This is a genomic window from Oscillospiraceae bacterium, assembly GCA_015068645.1.
GTDB lineage: Bacteria > Bacillota > Clostridia > UMGS1840 > UMGS1840 > SIG452.
Genome location: SVKD01000007.1, coordinates 16,734 through 39,241, shown reverse-complemented (window position 1 = coordinate 39,241; position 22,508 = coordinate 16,734). Strand labels below are relative to the sequence as shown.

The 22,508-nt window shown below is 39.9% G+C and carries 25 protein-coding genes and 1 other RNA gene; 2 read left to right on the top strand and 24 right to left on the bottom strand.

The window, feature by feature from the left end; genetic code table 11:
• Positions 1–2 precede the first annotated feature (2 nt).
• The 8 genes from E7413_04285 to E7413_04250 are packed head-to-tail and all read right to left on the bottom strand — an operon-like array spanning position 3 to position 7,429.
• On the bottom strand, positions 3–1,109 hold the full coding sequence (locus E7413_04285) for a glycosyltransferase family 4 protein (protein MBE7019077.1): 1,107 nt from the start codon (positions 1,107–1,109) through the stop codon (positions 3–5).
• A 28-nt stretch (positions 1,110–1,137) separates the two neighbouring features.
• Positions 1,138–1,818 carry a sugar transferase gene (locus E7413_04280; GenBank protein ID MBE7019076.1) on the bottom strand — a complete coding sequence of 227 codons (681 nt, stop codon included), beginning with the start codon at positions 1,816–1,818 and terminating at the stop codon, positions 1,138–1,140.
• Positions 1,818–2,684 carry a ChbG/HpnK family deacetylase gene (locus tag E7413_04275; GenBank protein ID MBE7019075.1) on the bottom strand — a complete coding sequence of 289 codons (867 nt, stop codon included), beginning with the start codon at positions 2,682–2,684 and terminating at the stop codon, positions 1,818–1,820. Before E7413_04275 ends, E7413_04280 begins: the two co-directional genes overlap by 1 nt.
• On the bottom strand, positions 2,685–4,238 hold the full coding sequence (locus E7413_04270) for a hypothetical protein (GenBank protein ID MBE7019074.1): 1,554 nt from the start codon (positions 4,236–4,238) through the stop codon (positions 2,685–2,687).
• Entirely contained in the window at positions 4,238–4,972 is a 735-nt protein-coding gene (locus tag E7413_04265) for a glycosyl transferase (protein ID MBE7019073.1), read from the bottom strand. Before E7413_04265 ends, E7413_04270 begins: the two co-directional genes overlap by 1 nt.
• Positions 4,969–6,471, bottom strand: coding sequence for a sugar isomerase (locus E7413_04260; GenBank protein MBE7019072.1), 1,503 nt, complete (start codon positions 6,469–6,471; stop codon positions 4,969–4,971). Before E7413_04260 ends, E7413_04265 begins: the two co-directional genes overlap by 4 nt.
• Before the next feature lie 22 nt (positions 6,472–6,493).
• Positions 6,494–7,036, bottom strand: coding sequence for a serine acetyltransferase (locus E7413_04255; protein ID MBE7019071.1), 543 nt, complete (start codon positions 7,034–7,036; stop codon positions 6,494–6,496).
• Between the two features lie 6 nt (positions 7,037–7,042).
• On the bottom strand, positions 7,043–7,429 hold the full coding sequence (locus E7413_04250; protein MBE7019070.1) for a GtrA family protein: 387 nt from the start codon (positions 7,427–7,429) through the stop codon (positions 7,043–7,045).
• 516 nt (positions 7,430–7,945) lie between these two features.
• On the opposite strand from E7413_04250, the gene E7413_04245 reads away from it, so the two are divergent.
• Together E7413_04245 and E7413_04240 are read left to right on the top strand one after the other, a co-directional pair.
• Entirely contained in the window at positions 7,946–8,155 is a 210-nt protein-coding gene (locus tag E7413_04245; protein ID MBE7019069.1) for an AbrB/MazE/SpoVT family DNA-binding domain-containing protein, read from the top strand.
• A gap of 16 nt (positions 8,156–8,171) precedes the next feature.
• Positions 8,172–9,557, top strand: a complete 1,386-nt coding sequence (locus E7413_04240) for a glycosyl transferase (protein MBE7019068.1) — start codon at positions 8,172–8,174, stop codon at positions 9,555–9,557.
• A 268-nt stretch (positions 9,558–9,825) separates the two neighbouring features.
• Here the strand turns inward: E7413_04240 and ssrA are convergent.
• From ssrA to E7413_04160, 16 genes are all read right to left on the bottom strand, one after another.
• Positions 9,826–10,174: a transfer-messenger RNA gene (gene ssrA / locus E7413_04235) on the bottom strand.
• Positions 10,175–10,236: 62 nt separating this feature from the next.
• On the bottom strand, positions 10,237–10,692 hold the full coding sequence (gene smpB / locus E7413_04230) for an SsrA-binding protein SmpB (protein MBE7019067.1): 456 nt from the start codon (positions 10,690–10,692) through the stop codon (positions 10,237–10,239).
• A 118-nt stretch (positions 10,693–10,810) separates the two neighbouring features.
• A complete protein-coding gene (gene rpsR / locus E7413_04225) occupies positions 10,811–11,062 on the bottom strand; it encodes a 30S ribosomal protein S18 (protein MBE7019066.1) in 252 nt (83 codons plus the stop codon).
• A gap of 43 nt (positions 11,063–11,105) precedes the next feature.
• On the bottom strand, positions 11,106–11,546 hold the full coding sequence (gene ssb / locus E7413_04220; protein ID MBE7019065.1) for a single-stranded DNA-binding protein: 441 nt from the start codon (positions 11,544–11,546) through the stop codon (positions 11,106–11,108).
• A 28-nt stretch (positions 11,547–11,574) separates the two neighbouring features.
• Positions 11,575–11,871, bottom strand: a complete 297-nt coding sequence (gene rpsF, locus E7413_04215) for a 30S ribosomal protein S6 (protein ID MBE7019064.1) — start codon at positions 11,869–11,871, stop codon at positions 11,575–11,577.
• 168 nt (positions 11,872–12,039) lie between these two features.
• Entirely contained in the window at positions 12,040–13,755 is a 1,716-nt protein-coding gene (locus E7413_04210; GenBank protein ID MBE7019063.1) for a hypothetical protein, read from the bottom strand.
• Between the two features lie 72 nt (positions 13,756–13,827).
• Positions 13,828–14,289 (bottom strand): ACT domain-containing protein, encoded by a 462-nt coding sequence (locus E7413_04205; protein MBE7019062.1) that lies wholly within the window; start codon positions 14,287–14,289, stop codon positions 13,828–13,830.
• A gap of 47 nt (positions 14,290–14,336) precedes the next feature.
• Complete coding sequence (locus E7413_04200; GenBank protein MBE7019061.1) at positions 14,337–15,095, bottom strand: 4-hydroxy-tetrahydrodipicolinate reductase; 759 nt, start codon at positions 15,093–15,095, stop codon at positions 14,337–14,339.
• Between the two features lie 20 nt (positions 15,096–15,115).
• Complete coding sequence (locus E7413_04195) at positions 15,116–16,003, bottom strand: 4-hydroxy-tetrahydrodipicolinate synthase (protein MBE7019060.1); 888 nt, start codon at positions 16,001–16,003, stop codon at positions 15,116–15,118.
• 50 nt (positions 16,004–16,053) lie between these two features.
• Entirely contained in the window at positions 16,054–17,130 is a 1,077-nt protein-coding gene (asd, locus tag E7413_04190) for an aspartate-semialdehyde dehydrogenase (GenBank protein ID MBE7019059.1), read from the bottom strand.
• Positions 17,131–17,629: 499 nt separating this feature from the next.
• Positions 17,630–18,295: a hypothetical protein gene (locus E7413_04185; GenBank protein MBE7019058.1), complete on the bottom strand. Its 666-nt coding sequence runs from the start codon at positions 18,293–18,295 to the stop codon at positions 17,630–17,632.
• Positions 18,296–18,307: 12 nt separating this feature from the next.
• The gene (locus tag E7413_04180) at positions 18,308–18,994 is read right to left on the bottom strand and encodes a hypothetical protein (protein ID MBE7019057.1); all 687 of its coding nucleotides are present in this window, start codon (positions 18,992–18,994) and stop codon (positions 18,308–18,310) included.
• 209 nt (positions 18,995–19,203) lie between these two features.
• Positions 19,204–20,130 (bottom strand): hypothetical protein, encoded by a 927-nt coding sequence (locus E7413_04175; protein MBE7019056.1) that lies wholly within the window; start codon positions 20,128–20,130, stop codon positions 19,204–19,206.
• Between the two features lie 23 nt (positions 20,131–20,153).
• Positions 20,154–21,416 (bottom strand): O-acetylhomoserine aminocarboxypropyltransferase/cysteine synthase, encoded by a 1,263-nt coding sequence (locus E7413_04170; GenBank protein ID MBE7019055.1) that lies wholly within the window; start codon positions 21,414–21,416, stop codon positions 20,154–20,156.
• 20 nt (positions 21,417–21,436) lie between these two features.
• Positions 21,437–21,889: a EutP/PduV family microcompartment system protein gene (gene eutP / locus E7413_04165; protein ID MBE7019054.1), complete on the bottom strand. Its 453-nt coding sequence runs from the start codon at positions 21,887–21,889 to the stop codon at positions 21,437–21,439.
• 14 nt (positions 21,890–21,903) lie between these two features.
• Positions 21,904–22,281, bottom strand: a complete 378-nt coding sequence (locus tag E7413_04160; protein ID MBE7019053.1) for a BMC domain-containing protein — start codon at positions 22,279–22,281, stop codon at positions 21,904–21,906.
• Positions 22,282–22,508: the final 227 nt, after the last annotated feature.

Sequence of the window (22,508 nt, the reverse complement as noted above, 5' to 3'; positions counted from 1 at the left end):
CTTTATTTTTTATAAAGTTCACACGTTAACTTTGCCACATCCTGCCAGCTGTACTTATTTAAAATAAATTCATCCACTCCCTCGCGGAGCTTTTCAACAAGTTTGCTATCATTACACAACATCTGCAGTTTTTCTGCCAGATCATCAACATTACTTTTTTTAAAGTACACTGCCTTATCTTCCGCAACCGATGTATTTTCCGGAATGTCGGAACAAAGAAGCACATTCTGATATGCCAAAGATTCTAATAAGCACAAAGACATTCCTTCCAAATCCGACGGTAATACATTAATATAGGCATTGGAATATAATTCAGCCAAGGTATCGCCCGATACAAACCCCGTAAAAATAATATTGGGATTTCCTGCCGCTTTTTCCTTGAGCATTGCCACATAATCATCAGTGTCGCTGGTATCTCCTGCAATCACCAGTTTTTTATCTGTTTGAATCTGTTTATATGCATCAATCAGATAGTGAATTCCTTTTTCCGCAGTCAATCGGCAAACCACGGAAATATAGCCGTCTTTTTTCAAACCGTATTTTTCGGTAATCAAATTGGCTGCTTTCTTTTCGGGACGGCTGATTCCGTTATGAATAATGGTTGTTTCCCGATTGTAAGTGTCTTTGAAATAATCATAAGCAGCCTGACTGAGCACAATAACCTCATCAGCGTATTTTGCAAGCATCTTCTCGCCAAATTTGATATATTTGGATGCAAATCCTTTTCCCCACTTTTCTCTCTGCCAATCAAGACCGTGAACAGTGGCAACACATTTTTTACCGAACAGCTTCGGAATCCAGAGTGCCGCACAGGGACCTTCCGCATGAAAATGAATCACATCATATTTGCAAAAGGAGGCGGAGATTGCTGCAGTAAAAGATGCTATCATTGCAGCAAAACCGCGAACGTCAAGCGTCCAGGCTTTTTTGATTCTGACGCCTTTATACATCTTGTTGGAAACGGTTCCCACATATTCATTTTCCACTTTATCAGAGGAACGATTATAACAGGTCACCTCGTGCCCCATTTCAACCAACATCGGACAAAGTGTGGTAAGAACGTTTTCGATTCCGCCTCGTCTGGACGGAACAACCTTATGCCCAATCATAGCAATTTTCATTTTCTTCACTCCAATTTTACCGGCCGGTAGCAGTCAACATAACGATCGGTGTTTTCAACATAATTTTCAAATCATTTAAATAGGTTCTGGTCTGGATGTATTCAATATCCATTTCCACCCACTCTTCAAAGGGGATATCATTTCTGTTTTTGGAAATTTGCCAGGTACAAGTAAGCCCGGGAGTTACCAAAAGACGTAATTTCTGATAATCGGTATAGAACTCCACTTCTCCGGGAAGAGGAGGTCTGGGGCCCACTAAGGTCATATCGCCTTTAAAAACATTGAAAAACTGCATGAGTTCATCTAAAGAAAGCTTTCTTAAAAATTTCCCCACTCTCGTGATTCGGGGGTCATCTTTCATTTTAAACACAGGGCCATCCATTTCATTCTGAGCGGCAAGTGCTTCCTTCATTTTATCCGCATTGGCACACATGGTTCTGAACTTATACATATAAAATTCTTTTCCGTGACGCCCCACCCTGATTTGTTTATAAAACGGACCTGCACTGGGATCATCAATCACAATTACAATTGCAATAATAATCATCAACGGCAAGAAAAACAATAAAATCAACGTGGCGAAAAAAATGTCAAACAATCTTTTTGACCGCCAGAATGTAGCATACGATTTTTCAATAATTGCTTCCAGTTTTTCTCTTGTTTTTGCATCAACTTTCTCTTGCTCAATATAGGGCATTAGAATACACCTCTTTCTGATAAATTGATAACAGAATCGAATTCTGTTTTTCTGTTTTGGGAGAAATAAAATTCCGAAAAGACGATATTCTTTTGAAGAAACTCGGTTTCTTTTTTTTCAAAATATCCCGGATGGAATAAAATTTCTATATTACGTCCTTTTTTTTCTGCCAGTTCTTGGTACTTCGGGAGCACTTTTTTTACTCTTTTTTCATCCATTTTTCCGGAAAAAAGGATTCCGAAAAAATAAGCGGTAGGAATGTTATGTTTTTTTGCCAGGCCTTTGTTTTTTTGCCACAACAATTTTAAAAGCCATTGTTTTATAAGGTTAACCGGGCTGTATGTAAAATAAAGAGACGGCGTTTTCAGATACGGCATAACCGGTTCAGCCGGAATCCGCAGATACTGCAGGGGGATATTTTCATCCTTTAAAACTTTTACCAAGGCACGAAATACAGCCGGAATCATATGGGTATGTTGATGGCTGTCAATCAAAAAGGGAGCATCTTTTGGCAAATTGCTTTTCCAAAATAATACCTGCGCTTTGATTTCCCGATAAGCCTGCTCTTCCAATTTTTTGCTCTCAAACAAGTTCAGGCGAAACAACCCGCCAAACGTATGCTTTAGCTTCCCGTTTTCATCTGCTAACAAATTGATTTTTGTTGCATCTGCCATGCAGTTTCCTTCCACAAGATTCAGATGCAAAGACAAGCTGAGATTTTGATTTTTCCTCCATTGATCCAGATCCAACTTATCAAAATTTGGAAAGATGCTAACCTTATTTAAAGCACCTTGATCAACACACTCTTGTATCCTTGCAGACATATGGTTATTTAGTCCGTAATCATCAGCACAAATATAAATCACTTAATTCACACCTTCTGTTCCCAATTTCAAAACAACCACATCCTCTACGATTGCAAGGCACTCCCGAGATGGCCACTTTTTCATAGCTTGCACATCTTCTCTTTCCATAATTTTTTGCTTTGCGTCTCCGCTTAAGAATTGATAATTTGTACCGCAATAATCGTTTAAGGTACTACAAAATACGCTCTGCCCCACAATTTCATCATCTGCACGGATGATATATCCATCTGTAATCCCTGTAATTTCAGGGGTAAGGTTTACGCTATATGCCTCACTGTTATCAAGGGCACCAATCACCAGAATCTTATCGCAGTTTTCAATTTCCGGAAGCTGTTCCATACGATCTGCAATACGAACTAAAACACCATAAGATTTTTCGTATGCCATTTGCGCTTTATGATAGCTTACATTGGCCATCACTACCTGATTGGAAATCATCACCAAAGCAATCAGAAATACCGTCCAGCACCTGATAGCGGTATGCTTTTCCTTTGTTTCCTGTCCTCTTTCATAAATCATCAAAAACATCAAATAGAAAACGCAATATCCCATCAGCATTAAATTATGATAATCAATCCCGGGATTGATAAACGCCAATGCCCCTGCTCCGAAAAACAGCATACCGCCCAGAACAATCAACATCAGTAAGTTTGCAGGTTTTTTATAAATTTTATGAACCACAATACTTTTCAGATAATATCCAAGTGTAAACAAGAAAACCAGTCCATTGAGCACAACATACAAGTTCACACCGCCCGATAAATCAAAAAAGCATTTTCTAAAGGTTTCTTTTACAATATAAAGGGATGCAAATAAATTGATATCAGACAAGGATGCCGTTGCACTCACTCCCTGATAATCCAGTAATTCCACTGAGAAAATACCAAGTAGCAATTTGAGCACAACACTGTATATCACCATTCCGAGAACTCCGGATAACAATGCCAATAAAGCTTTTTTCAAAACAACTCCAACCGATGCATTCTGAAACAAAAGTTCATCAATCAGATAAAACAAAACCAGCATAACGGTCACAGTAATGTATGCCTGATAAATCCCCGTGGATAAAGCAATCAGAACTGTGGAAAGAATGTATCGCGGTTTCTCTTTTGTTAAACACAAGGCTGCTAAGGCAGAAAAGAAAAATGCAATACTGTATCCGTCTGCCACATAGTTATACATCATCACCGAAATCACCGTGGGAAACGAAACAACCATAGCACCGATGAATGCCGCACTCACCTTTTTCTGCACACGAAACATCTTGCAAATACACACCGCACTCATTGCGTGAAACAAAATCGCAATCAGCCCGTTTAAAAGCGGTAAGTCATAAAATGAACTGAACGAACAGACAACGGGTAAAAACCATCTGCCGATTTTAAGCATATTTTGGGAATCATATCGAAATACCAACGAATCCCAATTGGGTATCCAGCCTGTAATTTTATATAAATGTGCAACCAAGCCTACCAGCAAAGCTGCAAAAAAGCAAGTCTTCCACTGGGGTAAAATACAATGATTCAGTTTTTTCAATGTTTTTTCAGGCATCATTACCACTCCAGCCACTTTAATTTATGTAAAAACTTTCCGTATAATTTATTATACAGCTTTACTCCTAAAATTCTCTTCACAAACAAGGTTCGTCTGGATTTTGCAGAAATCCAGGAAGCACAAAAGTGATGAATCGAATAGGTATTTTCCGTGATGACTTTCTTCCCTGTGTAATATTTCATCGGACACAGATAATCCTCAGGAAGCATATGGATTCCCATAAACACCTGATCCTTTTTATCGCAATCCATCCCAAGTCTTTTTAAGGTTTCGGTATTCCTGTCCGGACAAGGAGTAAGATCGTAACTACCGTCAGCAAGTAAAAACGGAATATCATCATAATCTGCCAGAAAACTACCGATCAATTCATTTCCCTTCTCACAGGCAAATCCTAACCCTGTTGCAATAATTCCGTTATCGTCAAACCCCATAAAACCGGTTTCACAAATCAGATCATCAATGGGTTTTATCAGTTCCACGTCGGTATCCAGATAAATTCCACCTTCGTCATATAACACTTTTAATCTCACATAATCGCTGACAAATGCCCATTTCCCTGCCTCATATGCTTCTTTGGCATATTGGTTTTGGGAAATATCAAAATTTTCTTCTGTATGACAAATAATTTTGTAGTCGGGACAATATTTTTTCCAGCTTTTCATACATTTTTCAGCAATTGCCGGCATTTTTCCATTTCCAAACCAGCAATAGTGAATCACTTTTGGAATACTCATTGATTTTTCTTCTCCCTGTATAATTCAAACATCGTTTGAAAAGCGTTTTTGTTAAATAAATAATTGATAATCAAATACAAACCAACAATCCAAATGGAATGCAAACATCCGTTCATCAAAAGATTCCAAAAAGAAACATTGCTGAAGGTGTCAACAAAAAATACCATCATCACCACAGCGAAAACTGCAATATTGGTTACGAGAATTTTGTATGTACACAATTGACTTCTTTTGAGAATTTTTTTATTGGAATAACGAATTGTCACAATTCCGCGGTATAAAAGTGCCGCAATAGTTCCGATAATGGCACCGCAAATCCCCATAAAAAGGATTGCTACAACAGAAACGGTAAGATTGATGATCATTTCCCAGATTGCATAAGAACGGGTTTTCGCAAATTCACCTGCATATTCAATCACACTGTTAACAGGGAGTTTGACATTCTGCGCCAAATTCATAATCACAAACAGCAATACCAAAAAAACATTGGTATACTCCGCATCGTTGATGCCGCTGGTATAAATTTGAATAAGTGGTAACAAAAATACTCCCATTAACGTGTAAATCAAACAAGTTGCCATGATATAAAACGTTTCATACGCATGATATAATTTATCAAATTTTTCTCTGTCAATATGAAACATCTGACCTAGCGCGAAGGTAAAAGAAGAAACAACACTGGTGATAAAATTTTGCACCTGAGAAAAGAAGATATTATAAATCGCATAAATACTAGCCGCTTTGAAATCACAAAGAACCGAAATTAAGATGACATCCGTATTATTGAACACCATGCCGGAAAGCTGATGCACCAAAACTGAATTTTTCTGTGATATAGCGGTAAAATCCGGTTTCGCTTTTAAATCCAACCATTGGTATCTGCGCTTGGCATAACAATACAGATAGATCAGTTGGGTCAGATACATAATACAGTACACCAACTGAATCAATATCAAGCTGTCTGTCAGAAGCAGAACAAGAATTTTCCCTATGTTTGAAGCAATCTGCAAAATTGTTTCTGCGTTATTCAACACATATTTTCTGCCATCAACTTCCATCAGGATTCTGTATTTTGCCTGCACAAAATAACTGAACACCGCCGGAATTGCTGTTAACCAAATGATAGCAAATACCACATTGCTATCAATAGAGGTTGGTATCACATAGGCATATGTAACAGCAATGCCCATTACAATCGCCAGATAAATAATCCCTGTCTTGATGTAGTATGAATGGGTAGCAGCAAGAACCTCACTGGCGCTTTTGTAATCTTTTTCGCCCATTCTCTTGTATAGTGCCTGTGTGGTAGCAAGTCCTACTCCTGCCTCCAATAAAAACAAATATACAAAAATCTGCTTGATTGTGGAAAGAACACCGTTAACCTCTGAACCAAAATTCTCAAGATATAATCTGGGTAACAGAAAACTCAAGGAAATGAGCACCACCTGATAAATCAGTGACGATATTAAATTGTTTTTGATTCTGGAATCTTTTTCCATGAATTCGCCATCTCCTTATCAGTTACACACAGTTGCAAACATAATCCTTGGTTGCATTGTCTTTCGGAATAATTCTTCCGGGATTCCCGATTACAATACTATGATCCGGAACATCAAAATTAACATAAGAAAGAGGAGCAATCAGCACATCACTACCGATTTTAATATTCCCCACGATTACCGCATTGGCTCCAATCCAACAATTATCCGAAATTTGGGGAGCTCCTTTTCTCGCACCCCGATTTTCCATCCCAATGGTAATTCCTGTTGAAAGATTAATATTTTTTCCTAATTTGGCATCAGGATTAATAATGATACGTCCCAAATGACCGATATATAGCCCTTCACCAATCGTGGTTCGTGCCGGAATCTGAATCTTGGTTTTGTTGGACAATCTCTTCAATTTTAACATATAAAGCAGTTGTAACGGCTTAAACTTACAAGTATTCGCTTTTCGGAACAAGGATATGTATTTGAGTTCCAGCGGGCGAAATATTCTCTTTAAAAACGGTTCTCCGCTTTCCCCGTAATATCGGTATAAATCTTTTTTGAAAATACAATTCATCACTTTTCACGCTCTTTTCCCTTTGGACTCAAGAAATATCTTTCTTGTTACAAAATTATAAACCATCACAATCATCGTAGCGAATAATTTCGCCACCAGATAATATACGGACGAAAAGTAAACTGCGATCCATAAAATCAACTCATTTAAGCACAAGCCGCCAACGCTAAGCAACACAAACAATATAAATTCTTTGAGTTTATTCTGCTTGTTGCTTTGGAAAACAAATGCCATACTTAAAAGATAGTTCACAACAACCGAAGCACAAAAACTAATCGCTGAAGCAATCAGCACCTCCATATAAAGCAGTTCTTTTAATCCGATCAGAACTCCATAATCCACAATAGCGGCTATCACACCCACTACCCCAAATTTGAGGATTTGCAACATCATTTTATCGTTCCTCCGTTACCTCTTAAGAAACAGCCAAATACTTTGGTTAACATTATCTTTTTTCCTTAGTTCCATCAATTATATAAAAACTTGAACATACATAATTTATTATATCATATTCGCTTTAGAAAATCAATATTTTTCAGCATTTTTCTCCAAAAATACCAAACAAATAGACACGATGTTGATGCTGGATTATAATGCCGGATATAAACTATACAAATATATTGAAATACAATATATCGATATAACGTTGTATCAAACCAAGTATGACAAACCTATGACAAATTAAATTTTTTTGCAAAACAAAATGCAACACCTATCTGCATCTATCATTTAATCACTTAAAATTACAAATCATACAAACAAGCATTGCATTTCACTTTACAATTGAGGATTTTGATACCGGAATCAAAGGAAAAACACCGATTAACAAAATATCACCGATACTATTGACATTCTTGTATCTTTATGGTATGATTATTCATACCAATCATACGAAAGGAATATTAATCAATGAATATACCAAAAGGAAAATTTGCCTGGATGGTGAAAATCGGAGAAAAAGGACAGTTTGTGATCCCTAAAGAGGCAAGAGAACTCTTCGACTTAAAACCGGGCAATGAAATTATTGTGCTGGGTGATAAAGAACGAGGACTTGCCATCCTTCCCAAAGAAAAGCAACAGCATTTTATCAATCATATTTTCAAGGAAATTGAAGAATAAAACGAGGCGAAATTCTATGAAAACAATCTTTTTCTTCTGCATTCCGGCACACGGACATACCAACCCTATGCTCCCCGTCGCAAAAGAATTGGTGCAACGAGGAAATACTGTCCGTTTTTACTCATTTGAACAATTCCGTGAAAAAATAGAACTAACCGGAGCCAAATTCATCTCTTGCGATTCCTTTTTGCAAGAACTTACCGCCCAAGAAGAAAAACGGTTAAAAGAGGTATCCACCACGGAAATGACCTTGCAGGCAATCCGCGGTACACTGGCAATGGATTCTTTTCTGGATAAAGAATTCAAAACATATCACCCTGATGTTATTTACACAGATTCTGTGTGTTTTTGGGGCAAACTGAACGCCAAAAAGCATAACGTGCCTATGGTGGTATCTACCAGCACTTTTGCGTTTAATCAAATGTCTTCTCAGTATATGAAGCACTCCAAAAAAGAGCTGGCTGATATGATTTTCGGTCTATCCAAAGTATCCAAAAAACTAAAAAAACTGGAACCTTACGGATACCGTATCAAAAGTGCATTATCTTTGGTTCAAAATGATAATCATACCGATTCGGTGGTATATACCTCCCAAAACTTTCAGCCCTACGCCGAAAGTTTTTCCGACCATTATGCTTTCGTGGGCCCCTCTGTGTTTTTCGCCAAACTCCCTGATAAAAAGAAAGAACGCCCCTTTGTTTATATTTCTATGGGCACGGTTATCAACGACAGACCTGATTTTTATAAAAAATGTATTGACGCTTTAGGAAATCAGGAACTGGATGTTATCCTTTCTTGCGGCAATGCCATAAACCGTGAATCGCTGGGAAAATTACCCCAAAATATTCAAGTGTTCCCCTATGTTGATCAATTGGATATCTTATCAAAGGCGGATGTTTTTATCACCCATTGCGGTATGAACAGCGTTTCCGAAAGCCTTTATATGGCAACACCCCTGATACTTTATCCTCAAACGGCAGAACAGCAGGCAGTGGCAAAACGAGTGACCGAACTTGAGGCAGGGATACCGTTAAACGATGATTCGATTGAGGGAATTCGTTCCGCCGTACTGAAAATTTTAGAAAACACCGATTATCAAAAAGCGGCAAAAAAGTGCAGTGATGACTTTCGTGCCTGCAGCGGTCCGAAAGGTGCAGCAGAATTTATCGAAAACGCTCCCCACTCATCAAACGAAGTTGATATCATAGCCGAGTTAAACAAATCTGCAGGTCGTTTTCAATTATGGTACTGGCTCCTTGTAATTATCGCAATCAACCTGATTGGATTCCTTGTTGGATGGAAATACACATGGCTGGTTGGGGTTTCAGCAGGTCTGCTTTCCTACCCTATCGGAAAAGCCGTGCAAAATAGGAAGTATCAATCCTTAATCAAACGAAAATAGTATCATTTTATACAACTATACAGATAAAAAAACAAGGAAGCAAAAACACTTCCTTGTTTTTGTGGTGGAGATGAGGGGTTGGCAGATTTTAAAAATCTGCTCTGCTTGTCCACCCAAGCCTTCGGCTTCGGTACCGGACTTCGCACCACTCGTCTAAAAACAGTTCCCCAAACTGTTTTCTTTACGACTCGTGCCCTCTCAGGCTTCGATTCCCCTCCCTCTTCGGACATAAAAAAAACAAGGAAGCAAAAACACTTCCTTGTTTTTTTGGTGGAGATGAGGGGAATCGAACCCCTGTCCGAAAACGCATTCACAAAACTTTCTCCGAGCGCAGTTATCTGTTAGGATTCCCCACAAAGGCAGGTAGATAACAAACCAACCTTTGCCGGTATCGTCAAAATACGTTAGTTGCCCCGACGAAAGAGCAAAAAACGTTGACCACTAAATGATGCCCAAACCGAAGCCGTGGTACTCTTTGGCAGGACAGCCGCCGTAATTAGGCAGCGTAAGCTAATTTATTGTTAGCGTTTAATTTAAAGTTTGAAGCTTTTATAGTTGCGCCCCACAACTGCTCGCTTATCTTGCTTCAACATCCCCGTCGAAACCTTTACATCCCCATAGAAGTCATGGGTAATGAACCCACGGCTTTTGAGAGAAAAAACTTTGCTGACACACTTTCTTATCGGAAATTTCGTTCCTTTAAGGCACGGTCCATACTGCGTTTTGCATCCGCTTCTGCCTTGGCATCACGCTTATCGTAATTCTTTTTCCCTTGTGCCAAACCAATGCTTAGCTTGATCCAGTTTTTATTTAAATATACCTCTAAAGGTACAATAGTTAAACCTTTTTCGGTTAATTTTCCTGTGAGTTTCATAATTTCCTGTTTTTTTAATAACAGTTTTCTCACACGTTCCGGGTCACGGTTAAAAATATTGCCGTGTTCATAAGGGCTGATATGGGCACCAATCAAAAAGGCTTCTCCGCGCTTGATATCCACGTAAGAATCCTTCAGATTCATTTTGCCTTGACGAACAGACTTCACTTCAGTGCCTACCAGCTCAATCCCTGCTTCGTAGGTTTCCAAAATGAAGTAATCGTGACGGGCTTTTTTGTTTTGTACCAATGTTTTTCCCATAATAACTCCCAGTTTCAACAAAATCAAACACATTTATCTTTTTTGCCGTTAGGCAAAAATTCGGAAAGTGAGCTTGTCACTTCCCGAATTCTTTAATATTCTGATATCTTACAGATAATTAGTCTGCGGAGTAAGGCATTAAAGCAATGTGTCTTGCTCTTTTAATTGCGATGGTCAGAAGTCTCTGATGTTTTGCGCAAGTGCCGGTTACCCTTCTGGGCAGAATTTTTGCTCTTTCAGAAGTGTATCTTCTTAATTTAGCAACGTCTTTGTAATCGATATCCATTGCTTTATCAACGCAGAACTGACAAACTTTTCTTTTCGGTCTTCTGTTGGTTCTGAATGAATTTTCTTTTTTGATTTCAGCCATTTTTAATATCCTCCTTTAAAATTTCTTTCCTTCTTTGGGGATCTTAGAACGGGAGCTGGTCGTCTTCCACGGTCATAAAACCGTCGTTGGCCGGTCCATCCTGAATAAATCCGTCGTTAGAAGGTCTTTGCTGTGCCTGATAACCTGAATTGGAACCATTGCTATCGCGACGGTCACCGGTAAAGTGAACTTCTTCTGCAATAACTTCGGTTACATAGTTTTTCTTGCCGTCTTGTTCCCAGGTTCTGGTCTGAATGGAGCCACATACGCAAGCTAACTGACCTTTTACAAAATATTTTTTCACAAATTCAGCGGTATGCCGAAATGCTACAATATTGATAAAATCAGCCTGTCTTTCTTCGCCCTGACGCTGGAAATTACGATCCACCGCCAAAGTAAAGGTTACAACAGAAACGCCGCTCTGAGTTGCTCTTAATTCAGGATCACGGGTTAAACGGCCCATCAGCATTACTTTGTTTAACATAATGTCACCTCAAAATTCCTTTTGGGAATTATTCGCCTTTCGCAATTACTAAAGAACGAATTACCGCGTCAGAAATGCTGAATTTTCTTTCTAATTCGCGGGGGAAATCAGTTAAAGAAGTAAATTCGCAAAGCACATAGTAACCTTCGCTCATTTTTTCGATCGGATATGCCAGTCTTTTCTTACCGATTTCTTCAACCTTGGTAAGCTCGCCGTTGGCAGAAATCAATGCTTTGAATTTTTCAACAGTTGCACTGATCTGTTCCTCACCTAAATTTGCGTTTACGATGAACATTGCTTCATAATTTTTTTTGATTTCGCTCATCTTTTTCACCTCCTTATGGATTTGAGCAAGTTTTGCTCAGTAGCCTTATCCCCTTTGGATAGGGCAAGGATGTGCTTTCACACATAACCTATAATACTATAATATAAAAACCTTTTTTTGTCAAGCTTTTTTAGTTATTTTTTGTATCTTTTTTGATTTTTTTCGTTTTTAATCAATCTCTGCCAAGGATAAGGGGCTTAAACTGCCGTCATTTGTCAGCAGGAAAAATTTTCGGATAACCGAATTTGCAGGCAAAGTGTAGTCATAATTCTCCAGATTTTCAAAAACAGTAATTTCATCGGTACCAAGGAGTTTCAGACTGCTATCGTACCCTGCCGCCAACATTCTGAGACCGCTTTGCGGCAAAGCCCCATGAGTTACATTCACCACAGTATCGGACACTGCATTGATTGCATAGCTGAAATCTCCCCGTTCAGAAAATGCAGTATAAGACAAATCATTGTTTGTGGGAGTAAAGTTTTCAGGAACTCTTAAAACGACTGCAGCTCCCGGTTTCAATGTGACATCGGTGGTTCCGGTATAGGCATTATCCACCAGTACAGAAAAAGCGTCTTCTCCTGCAAAGCCATAAGGCCCTGTGGGATTTTTTAAAATGGTTGCCATTCTGAAATTTAAGTATAGTTCTTCAAAAGTTTCTGGAGTGTATTCATAATCAATGGAAGCAAGTCCCGCCAGTATCGTGGTATAATCGGTTCCTATCTGTTCTAAAATTGTACGGTAAATCTGATTACCGCCACCTTTCAAATGTTTGGTCTGGCAACGCAGATACTGACCAAATAAATAAGAGGTACTGTAGTTAGCTATCACATCATTATTATTTTCCGTATAATTCTGATATCCCAAAACCAAACCATTTCGCAAAACCTTTGATTTACCGGTATCATTATACTGTTCGATACGGTAAGTCAAGGGTTCTCCACCATAAAGATGTTCTGCAGCCATAGAAAAAGCCTCATCCCACCAAAGATCGTTGAGATAAGACACGCCGGCTCCTGTGAAATAATCAAACAGACTGCCGGAACCGCTGACCTGATGCTGAAACTCGTGCACAATGGTGGAATAAGATTTTTCTACCTCCAAAGGGCCGTTTTTCCCTAAGGCGGGATAGGTATCAAGATGCAAGATTCCGCGTTCGTTACCGTTGCCGCCCAACCGGGATGCGATATAGTCTGCTATGGTGTTGTATCCTCCTGTATAAGTGCGCACAGTGGTGCCGTTAAAGCCATCTCGGATATCATAAAACAAAAGGTCCATTTTACCGTTTTTGACAGCCTGGAGATACAATCCCGTGGGATCTGTGCCCATATAACTGTAATAATTTCCGAAATTTTCCACCATAAACGGCTGGATGTTTTCATCAAATTCCTTAGCGATCTTCTCGGCATCTTCCTGAGTGAGTTTTGCCTTGTCTTCAGGATCAACTTCAAACAAAACATTACAGTGCTGACCTGACACCATACAAATAAAATCCTGATTATAATATGTACTTGTTGCCACATCGCTGACAAGATAGGTATACGTCTCTCCCTCAACACAGTTTGCAGAACGCAAAATGGGTGCATCCAGACAGTTCACCTTGGGCGATTCCTTCAAATTATTAGGTAAATTCAGCTCAGAATAATCAGGAGTGTAAGAAACCTGTACATCTTCTTCCACTTCTTCCTTCTCGCTATGCATATCAAACAGCATAGCAGAAGATAACTTTGGAGAAACAGCAGGAGATAAGGTCTGGTTGGTATCTGTTGGATTATACACAAACAGGTGGTCTCCAAAATAGGGAGCATAGGTATCCACAACTGTTGCACCAACTGTATGAGATCCCACCAAACACAACAGTAACAAACAAATAATTATTCTTTTCATGTTGTAAAATTTTCCCATAACTTGTCCCTCCATAAACAAGCAAAAAAGGAGAAGGTATACTTCTCCCTTTTTTTACTGATTTAATTCTTCCATCACCTGTTTTACACGAAGTGCATTTTCTTCGGTTACAAGCAGTGAAATTTCGGTTTCTGCGGTGGTAATTAAAGAAATAGGAATTTGTGCTTTTGCCAACACAGAAAGCACACGGGCAGCAACACCGAATTCGTTGCGCATAAATTCTCCCGAAATCAACACTTTGGTGTTGTTGGAGAGAATCTGTGTAGTTAAGGAAGCAAACACTTCCTTGAATTTATAAATGATAGCAATCACCTTAGCGGTGTCGTTATCATTGATGGTAAAGGAAACATTCACCGCATTATTTAAAGGTGCGGTCTGGCTGATCATATCCACACAGATACCTTCGTTGGAAACGATTTCAAACACCTTATGCAAGGATTCCACATCGCTCTTAATATTATTTAAAGTAACCAAAGCCACGTGGTCTGTGTAACGGATATCAAATTTTTGTGCCATAAAAAATCAGGTCCTTTCTGCAGAGAACCTCTCTGCACGGGAAAAAATTATTGATTGGAAATAACATCACGCATGGAGTAATAACCCTTCTGCTTACCTGCCAAGAAACGAGCAGCTCTCACACCGCCTGTAGCAAAAATTTCTTTACTGGTAGCGGTATGGGTTACGGAAATCATTTCATCCTTTCCTGCAAAGAGGACTTCGTGTTCACCCACGATGGTTCCTCCGCGAACAGCGTGAATACCGATTTCTGTTTTTTCACGTTTCTTTCTGACACTGTGACGGTCATACACATATTGCATAGAATCATCTAAGGAATCTGCAATTTCATCTGCAATCATCAAAGCAGTACCGCTGGGAGCATCAATTTTCTGATTATGATGCTTTTCGATGATTTCAATATCGAAATTACCGTAGAGCACCTGTGCTGCCTGTTTCACCAGATCAATGAGTAAATTTACCCCCAAAGACATATTGGCAGAATGAAAAACGGCAATTTCCTTAGAAACTTCCACCATTTTTTGTTTCTGCTGGGCGGATAAACCCGTGGTAGCAATCACCAAGGGAGTCTTACTGGCAATCCCATATTCAATCAGTCCTTCAAACAAAGCAGGATGAGAGAAATCAATCACCACATCCACTTTATCGGGACAGTCAGACGGTGTCTTATAAACGGGACAACCGTTATTGCCGTCATCATAAATATCGAAGCCGCATACAAGCTCCATGTCTTCCTGGTTTCTTACTGCATCGGACAAAACTTTCCCCATTTTGCCGTTGATTCCGTTAATTGCAACTTTAATCATGATTCTATGTTCTCCTAGGATTATTTTACCGAAATACCTGCATCAATCATTGCCTGTTTTAATTTTAAAAGATTTGCTTCTTCCATCTCGCAAAGAGGCATTCTTAATTTTCCAACATTCATTCCCATCAGGTTTAATGCAGTTTTCACAGGAATGGGATTCACCTCAACAAACAGAGCATCCACTAAATCTAAGTATTTTAACTGCAATTCTTTTGCAGTTTCTACATCGCCTCTTAAGTAGCTTGCACAAAGCTCATGGGTTTCTTTGGGAGCCACATTGGCAAGCACGGAGATAACCCCTTTACCGCCTAAAGACATTACCGGAACAATCATATCATCATTACCGGAATAAATGTCTAATTCGGGAACTTTTGCTGCAATCTGAGCAGTATAGGAAATGTTTCCGCTTGCTTCCTTGATTCCCACAATGTTTTTATGCTGGGCCAAAACTTTTAAGGTAGGAACAGGAATATTCATACCGGTTCTACCGGGCACATTGTATAAAATAATGGGAATGTTTACGGCATCCGCTACTGCTTCGTAGTGCTTAATCAAGCCAAGTCGGGAGGTTTTATTGTAGTAAGGAGTTACGAGCAACAAACCGTCCACACCTAACTTTTCCGCCTCTTGAGACAACCGGATACAATGGTTTGTATCATTTGAACCTGTGCCTGCAATTACGGGAATTCGTTTGTTGATCACTTTCACCGCGTGTTCAATCACAGACAAATGTTCCTGATCGGGCATCGTGGAAGCTTCTCCTGTGGTACCGCAAATGATGATAGAATCGGTATCATTTGCCACATGGAATTCCAGAAGCTCGGTCAATTTTTCAAAATCAACACCGTTTTCATGGAAGGGAGTCACAATTGCAACGCCGCTACCGGTAAAAATGGGGTTTGCCATACTCTCATATCCTTTCCTTTTCGAGAATCATTTATCACAAAATAAATTCATTAAATATAATTTTCTGCACACAGAAGCTCTGCTAAAAGCACTGCACCACCTGCCGCACCGCGCAAGGTATTGTGAGACATACAAACAAATTTGATGTCAAACATACTGTCGGGACGAAGTCTGCCGATAGAAACCGCCATACCGTTTTCTAAATTTCTTTCAGATTTAATCTGAGGACGGTTATCTTCCGTAAAATAATGTAAAAACTGTTTGGGAGCAGAAGGCAATTCTAATTCCTGCGCTCTGCCCTTGTAAGTTTCCCAACGCTCGATAATTTCTTCCATAGAAATTTTCTTATCAAAGGATGCATACACAGCTGCCGTGTGACCATCGGACACAGGAACACGGATACACTGTGCGGTAAATAAGGGTGCAGATGCAGGTTTGATTTCGCCGTTTTCCACCTTACCCCAAATTTTTAAGGGTTCCTTTTCGGATTTTTCTTCTTCCCCACCGATATAGGGGATTACATTATCCACCATTTCGGGCCAGGTTTCAAAGGTTTTACCTGCACCGGAAATTGCTTGGTATGTACAGCAGAGCACTTTAGTTACACCCAAATCCATCAGAGGATGAATAGCAGGCACATAGCTCTGCAGAGAGCAGTTGGATTTTACAGCCACAAAGCCACGTTTAGTTCCCAGGCGTTTTCTCTGGTCATCAATAACTTTGATATGATCCGCATTGATTTCCGGAATTACCATAGGAACATCGGGAGTAAAACGATGTGCAGAGTTATTAGAAACCACGGGACATTCTTTTTTCGCATAGGCTTCTTCTAATTTTTTGATTTCATCTTTGGGCATATCTACTGCACAGAACACAAAATCAACTTGACTTACAATTTCATCGATATCGCCGGTGGCGTCATAAATCACCATATCTTTCATAGAAGCAGGCATGGGGGTGGGCATCGCCCAACGAGAACCTACTGCTTCTTCATAAGTTTTTCCTTTGGAACGGGCAGATGCTGCCAGAGCGGTTACTGTAAACCAAGGGTGATTTTCCAATAAAATCGCAAATCTCTGACCAACCATACCGGTTGCGCCCACAATCCCAACTTTATACTGTTTCATAGCTGTCAAATCTCCTTTATGCAACGCTACGGACGTTTAAAAATCCGTTTAATATCGTGGATAGATATACATTTCTATACATAATATATATTATCACAAAGGATAAGAAATGTCAAACAATTTTTCAATTTTTTAAAAGGAATTGTAAAAGAAAAAGGTGTGCCTCCACAGAGACACACCGAAAAAGTGTCTCTGTGTTTGCAGTTAACTTCATTTCCGATTGTAGGATTAATAAAGTAGAGAAAACACTTTTTTCCAAAGTATTTCCCTACAATCGGATAACTTTATGAAGTTTAACTGCTCCTTCGTTGTAGCATATTATAAAACAAATGTCAATAAAAAACGAACCGACAAAATCCAACAAAAACAAATAAGAACCCGACCCGATGACGCAATCAAAGATTGCGGTCGGGTGCCCCGGAACCTTGTTGTATTCACAATAAAATAAGAAGCTGTGTCATAAAACACAACTTCTTATCATCGTTGGTATCAAAAAAATTTACTGTGCCGGCCCAATGTTTGAAATAAGCCAACATCCGTCTGATTTTTTAAGCTGAATCAAAACACCTTGTCCTTCCGAGGAAAGATTCTCCAGCCACAACTGATATTCCATCTCCTGCACCTTAAGATGAGCAGTACTGAATTCCTCAGGAGAAAGTGTTTTCTTTGCAGTTTGCTCATCCATTTGGCAAACCTGGGTAAACAGCAGGTCACGATATTCCACGTCTCCGCTTTGCGCTTGGATTTGCTCAAAATCCACACCTGCAGGAAGCATCGTCAACTTAGCCGTAGCAGTATCACCGGAAACAGAAATATTCCAATCCTGATACAAAATTGCTTTTCCCATATTTTGGTTAAAGGTTCGCTCCAATTCTAAGAATGCATCCACATCCGATTCCACCATAAAACCGGAAGCAGTTGCTTTCATATAATTGCTTTTTGCAACTTCGCAAGGGTCATAAATCGGGAATTCTTCTGCCACGCAAGCCTTCATTTCTTCATAATTCCAACAAAATGCAGCTTGGTAATAAGCGGTAATTACTTGTTTCACGGCATCTTCATCGGTGGTTACTACCTTACCGGGTGCAGAGGCTTGTTTCCCGCACCCTACCAAAAAAGCACAAACCAACAAAAGCAACGATATTACTAACGACACTTTTTTCATAATGATTTCTCCTTAAGCTTCCGGCAGAACCAACTCAGAAATCAACCATTTTCCATCCACTTTTTTCAACCGAAATTCCATAGTGTTTTCCACATAAGGCGCATTTTCGCTTCGTTTCGCATAATCGAGCTCAATTACCTGCAAATATGTCGCACTAAACTCTTCAGCAGATAAACTAGCCTTTGCGGTTGCTTCATCCATATCGCATACACTCACAAAGAGTTCATCACGATACAATTTTAACTGTTCACCATAGGAAGGCATATTTGCATCAATATTGGGATATTCGTAAGTAACCAAAGCAGTTGCTTCTTCATCAGAAACCACAATTTTCCAGCCACTATATTTCAGCTGCTCTGCACCCTTCTGATAGGATGCTTTTTCGATTTCCAGATATTTTTCAATATCTTCCTCCACCATATCGCCCTGGTCCACATAAACCCCAAAAGCATTCCTGAGCATCATCTCGGTATCTTCAATCGGAAATTCAGGAGTTGCACATACACGTTGTGCTTCACTGTCCCATTCATAATATGCCTTATCGTATGCCATAATTACTTCGGCAATTGCACGTTGATCGTCTGACATTTCTTCCGTGGTAACCATCAGTTTTGCATCCTCAGGGGAGGTAGTTTTATTGCATCCCACAAAAAAGGTCACCAGCAATAATACTGAAAATAATAAACAAAGTTTTTTCATTTGATTTCTCCTTGTGGAGTATTACATACAACAGCAGTCGAAAACTATGCTATTTGTTAAGCCACACCAATTCAAATAGGCTGACGAAAAACGGATGCAGAATGAAGCAATCAAATCAAAGCTCCGCTTTGACAAGCCCGAAGGCGTACAAATATGTACGTCGAGCGGTGCGATGGGTTGATTCTGCGCTGTTTTTCAATCCACACCAATTAGTCGATTTGAACTAAGAATCTGAAAGATACTCGGCGAGATGCAGGAATATCAACATTTCCGGCTTCATCGGTTACGGGGATGCTGTTAGAAAGACCAACTGCTTCCATCTGAGTTTCCAGTTTGGTAATATAATCAGCAGAAATTCCGGTATCTTCGGACAAACAATAATCTTTTACATTGGTAGCTCTCTGAGTGGAAAGAGGCATACCACCTTCATAGGTGGTACCGGTAACAGGAGCAATGTGCCCTTCTACCATAACTTTTCCGATAAATCCGTCAAAGGACTCATTATAAGCAACAGCGGTATATGCTGCCACAAATTTATCTAAGAAATCCTTGCCGTCCTGAGAGAGTTCAGCAGAATCCCCACCAAAAAGAACGGCAGAATCCAAGGAAATAGTTCCCCCTTCGTTATCTACAGTAACAGCCAAACCGCGGGATTGGAACTCAGCGGTTAAGCTTTCAAACAGAGTCACCTGTTTTGTTGCAAGTTCTTGCCACTCTGCCGCATCTAAATCTTTTAATTTTTCCGCATCTTCTGCATCAAAGCTGATGTTAAATTCGCCCAAATCAACAGACTGTACGGAGCCGTAGGTTTCTGCCTTATTTAATTCCAGATCAGGCATATCAAATTCAATGGTAGGAACCGGAACGGAATCATATACTTCCGACGGTTTTAAATCCAACTCCGGCATATCAAAGTCAAAACTGGTTACATTAGGACTGGGCGTTACCTCCGGAGCAGGAGTTTCTTTTAATGCAGCAATTTTGTTACCTTCCTTTTCTGCTTCTCCTGAAGCTGTTTCCGTCTTGGTTCCACTATTACAACCGGAAACTAAGGAAATCGTTGCAATCACAGAAAGTAATAAACAAAGTTTTTTCATAATTCTTCTCCTTTTTTCATCCATTATGATGAAGTTCATTGATTCTGCGCGTTTTATCAAACCTAAATCTGGTCTAATGCTTGTTTGATATCTTCTAAAATATCTTCAACATTTTCTAATCCAACAGAGAAACGAACCATACCGGCATCAATGCCTGCAGCCACTAATTGTTCATCTGTGAGCTGTCGATGAGTTTCAGAAGCAGGATGGAGCACACAGGTGCGGATATCCGCAACGTGCACTTCATTGGAAGCAAGTTTTAAAGAATCCATAAATTTCATAGCAGTTTCTCTGCCACCTTTGATGACAAAGGAAATAACACCGCTGCAACCGGACAGATATTTTTTGCCCAGTTCATAGCCTGCATCCCCTTCTAAGCCGGGATAGGTGATACTTTCGATTTTATCGGAATCTTTTAAGAAGTTTGCCACAACCATTGCATTTTCGCAGTAACGCTGCATACGGATTGCTAAAGTTTCCAATCCCATATTTAAAAGGAATGCGGAATGTGCCGCAGGATATACCCCGAAGTCTCTCATCAGCTGCATTCTTGCTTTGATGATATAAGCAGCTTTTCCGTAGGCTTCGGTATAGGAAATACCGTGATAGGTCACATCGGGTTCCACCAGTTCGGGGAAGTTGCCGTTGGTCCAGTCAAAATTACCGCTATCAACGATAACACCGCCAACCTGAACAGCATGACCATCCATATATTTGGAGGTAGAATGGATGACAATGTCTGCACCAAATTCAAAAGGACGGCACAGAACGGGAGTTGCAAAAGTATTGTCCACAATCAAGGGAACACCGTGTTTATGGGCAAGATTTGCAAACCGTTCGATATCCAAAACGGTTAAAGCAGGGTTTGCGATGGTTTCGCCGAATACTGCTTTGGTGTTGGGTTTAAATAATTTGTCAATTTCTTCATCGGTTGCACCTTTAGGAACAAAGATACATTCAATACCCAGTTTTTTCAAGGTGTAGGAGAACAGATTTACGGTACCGCCGTAAATTTCGGTGGTGCTTAAGAAGCTGTCCCCAGCCTGACAAATATTTAAAATAGAAAGTAAGGTTGCCGCCTGACCGGAGGAGGTACACATTGCACCCACGCCGCCTTCCATTTCGGCAATTTTATTTTCAACCGCCATAACAGTGGGGTTTGCAAAACGGGAATAAATCAAGGATTTGGTAGGTTCGTCAAATACGGACGCTACTTCCTCGGTGGAATCATACACATAGGTGGTACTCTGCACAATAGGAACCACACGGGGTTCTGTGTTTTTGGGAGAGTATCCCGAATGCAGACATTGGGTTTCAATTTTCATATTTTTAGTTTCCATATTGATTAAATCCTTTCGGGTATTTTTTTGGTGTCTTGCGCCAGATAGTCCATCAGCGCATCAATTCCCTCGCCTGTATAGGAACTGATAGGAAAAATTTTATCACAACCTGCCAGACGAAGCCAGTTTTCTGCCTGGGCTATATTGGCGTTTTCGTGATCACATTTGGTGATGATGCCGATGACCTCACGGTTTGCCGCCGCCGTCACACAAGGAGGATACAAGGAGTATGGCTCGGTGGCACTCATTAAAAGTCCTATCACATCCGCCTCGTAGGAATAAAGCGCTAACGCACGTCCTAATCCTTTGGTTTGGGCATATTCACCGGGGGTATCGATAATCACATCGTGATAATTGATATATTGGGTTTTATGATAATGCAGATTTTCACCACGAAGAGCTTGGGTTAAGGTGGTTTTTCCGCTTTCGCTTCTACCCACCAACATCATTTTTCTCATAACAGATGCCCTCTTTAGGTTTTGGTGATTTCACAAACCACGCAACCTAAATGTTTCTGACAGTAATCCGCAATGGCTCTTAAGGAAGAATCCACATCTGCCACTCTGCCGGTTACAATCAGGGTGCCGGAAAAACGGTCCACAAACCCTAATTCCACATTGGAGGTTTTGGTGGCAATATCACCTGCAATAATGGCAATTTCCGCAGGGCAAATGGTTAAAATTCCAATGGCGGAGCGGGAATAATCCACTGCAGGATTTAAGCCAAGCTTCTGATAAATTACCGGGTCGGGATTGGCAATAATATGTGCTAAAGTAATCTGTTTGCCCGGAACGGTTTCCTGCACAATACGCAGTTTTTCGTTTTCGGGAATCATTTTCTGAAAGTCCATACAAAGACTCCTTCTTTCATACGGGTTTTTGAAAACACAAGTCTCCATTTTCAAATATACGAAACCAGTATAGCATATTTTTATCAAAAATACAAGTGCTTTGAAACAAATTCTTTTGTTTTTGTTTGAAAAGTGTCGGAACAACAATTTCTGCCAATTCCGCGCCAAAAGAAAAAAGACTGCCGAAACAGTCTTTTTTCTTTGTGCTTTATTTACTTTTTGGGGTA

Coding starts and splice junctions, on each gene's coding strand:
- E7413_04205 (MBE7019062.1), bottom strand. CDS start 14,289: ATGGCACAAAAATTTGATATCCGTTACACAGACCACGTGGCTTTGGTT.
- E7413_04265 (MBE7019073.1), bottom strand. CDS start 4,972: ATGAGTATTCCAAAAGTGATTCACTATTGCTGGTTTGGAAATGGAAAA.
- E7413_04170 (MBE7019055.1), bottom strand. CDS start 21,416: ATGAAAATTGAAACCCAATGTCTGCATTCGGGATACTCTCCCAAAAAC.
- E7413_04175 (MBE7019056.1), bottom strand. CDS start 20,130: ATGAACTTCATCATAATGGATGAAAAAAGGAGAAGAATTATGAAAAAA.
- E7413_04245 (MBE7019069.1), top strand. CDS start 7,946: ATGAATATACCAAAAGGAAAATTTGCCTGGATGGTGAAAATCGGAGAA.
- ssb (MBE7019065.1), bottom strand. CDS start 11,546: ATGTTAAACAAAGTAATGCTGATGGGCCGTTTAACCCGTGATCCTGAA.
- eutP (MBE7019054.1), bottom strand. CDS start 21,889: ATGAGAAAAATGATGTTGGTGGGTAGAAGCGAAAGCGGAAAAACCACC.
- smpB (MBE7019067.1), bottom strand. CDS start 10,692: ATGGGAAAAACATTGGTACAAAACAAAAAAGCCCGTCACGATTACTTC.
- E7413_04195 (MBE7019060.1), bottom strand. CDS start 16,003: ATGGCAAACCCCATTTTTACCGGTAGCGGCGTTGCAATTGTGACTCCC.
- E7413_04240 (MBE7019068.1), top strand. CDS start 8,172: ATGAAAACAATCTTTTTCTTCTGCATTCCGGCACACGGACATACCAAC.
- E7413_04210 (MBE7019063.1), bottom strand. CDS start 13,755: ATGAAAAGAATAATTATTTGTTTGTTACTGTTGTGTTTGGTGGGATCT.
- E7413_04200 (MBE7019061.1), bottom strand. CDS start 15,095: ATGATTAAAGTTGCAATTAACGGAATCAACGGCAAAATGGGGAAAGTT.
- rpsR (MBE7019066.1), bottom strand. CDS start 11,062: ATGGCTGAAATCAAAAAAGAAAATTCATTCAGAACCAACAGAAGACCG.
- E7413_04270 (MBE7019074.1), bottom strand. CDS start 4,238: ATGATGCCTGAAAAAACATTGAAAAAACTGAATCATTGTATTTTACCC.
- E7413_04260 (MBE7019072.1), bottom strand. CDS start 6,471: ATGGAAAAAGATTCCAGAATCAAAAACAATTTAATATCGTCACTGATT.
- E7413_04180 (MBE7019057.1), bottom strand. CDS start 18,994: ATGAAAAAACTTTGTTTATTATTTTCAGTATTATTGCTGGTGACCTTT.
- E7413_04285 (MBE7019077.1), bottom strand. CDS start 1,109: ATGATTGGGCATAAGGTTGTTCCGTCCAGACGAGGCGGAATCGAAAAC.
- rpsF (MBE7019064.1), bottom strand. CDS start 11,871: ATGAGCGAAATCAAAAAAAATTATGAAGCAATGTTCATCGTAAACGCA.
- E7413_04160 (MBE7019053.1), bottom strand. CDS start 22,281: ATGGACTTTCAGAAAATGATTCCCGAAAACGAAAAACTGCGTATTGTG.
- E7413_04250 (MBE7019070.1), bottom strand. CDS start 7,429: ATGATGTTGCAAATCCTCAAATTTGGGGTAGTGGGTGTGATAGCCGCT.
- asd (MBE7019059.1), bottom strand. CDS start 17,130: ATGAAACAGTATAAAGTTGGGATTGTGGGCGCAACCGGTATGGTTGGT.
- E7413_04185 (MBE7019058.1), bottom strand. CDS start 18,295: ATGAAAAAAGTGTCGTTAGTAATATCGTTGCTTTTGTTGGTTTGTGCT.
- E7413_04255 (MBE7019071.1), bottom strand. CDS start 7,036: ATGAATTGTATTTTCAAAAAAGATTTATACCGATATTACGGGGAAAGC.
- E7413_04280 (MBE7019076.1), bottom strand. CDS start 1,818: ATGCCCTATATTGAGCAAGAGAAAGTTGATGCAAAAACAAGAGAAAAA.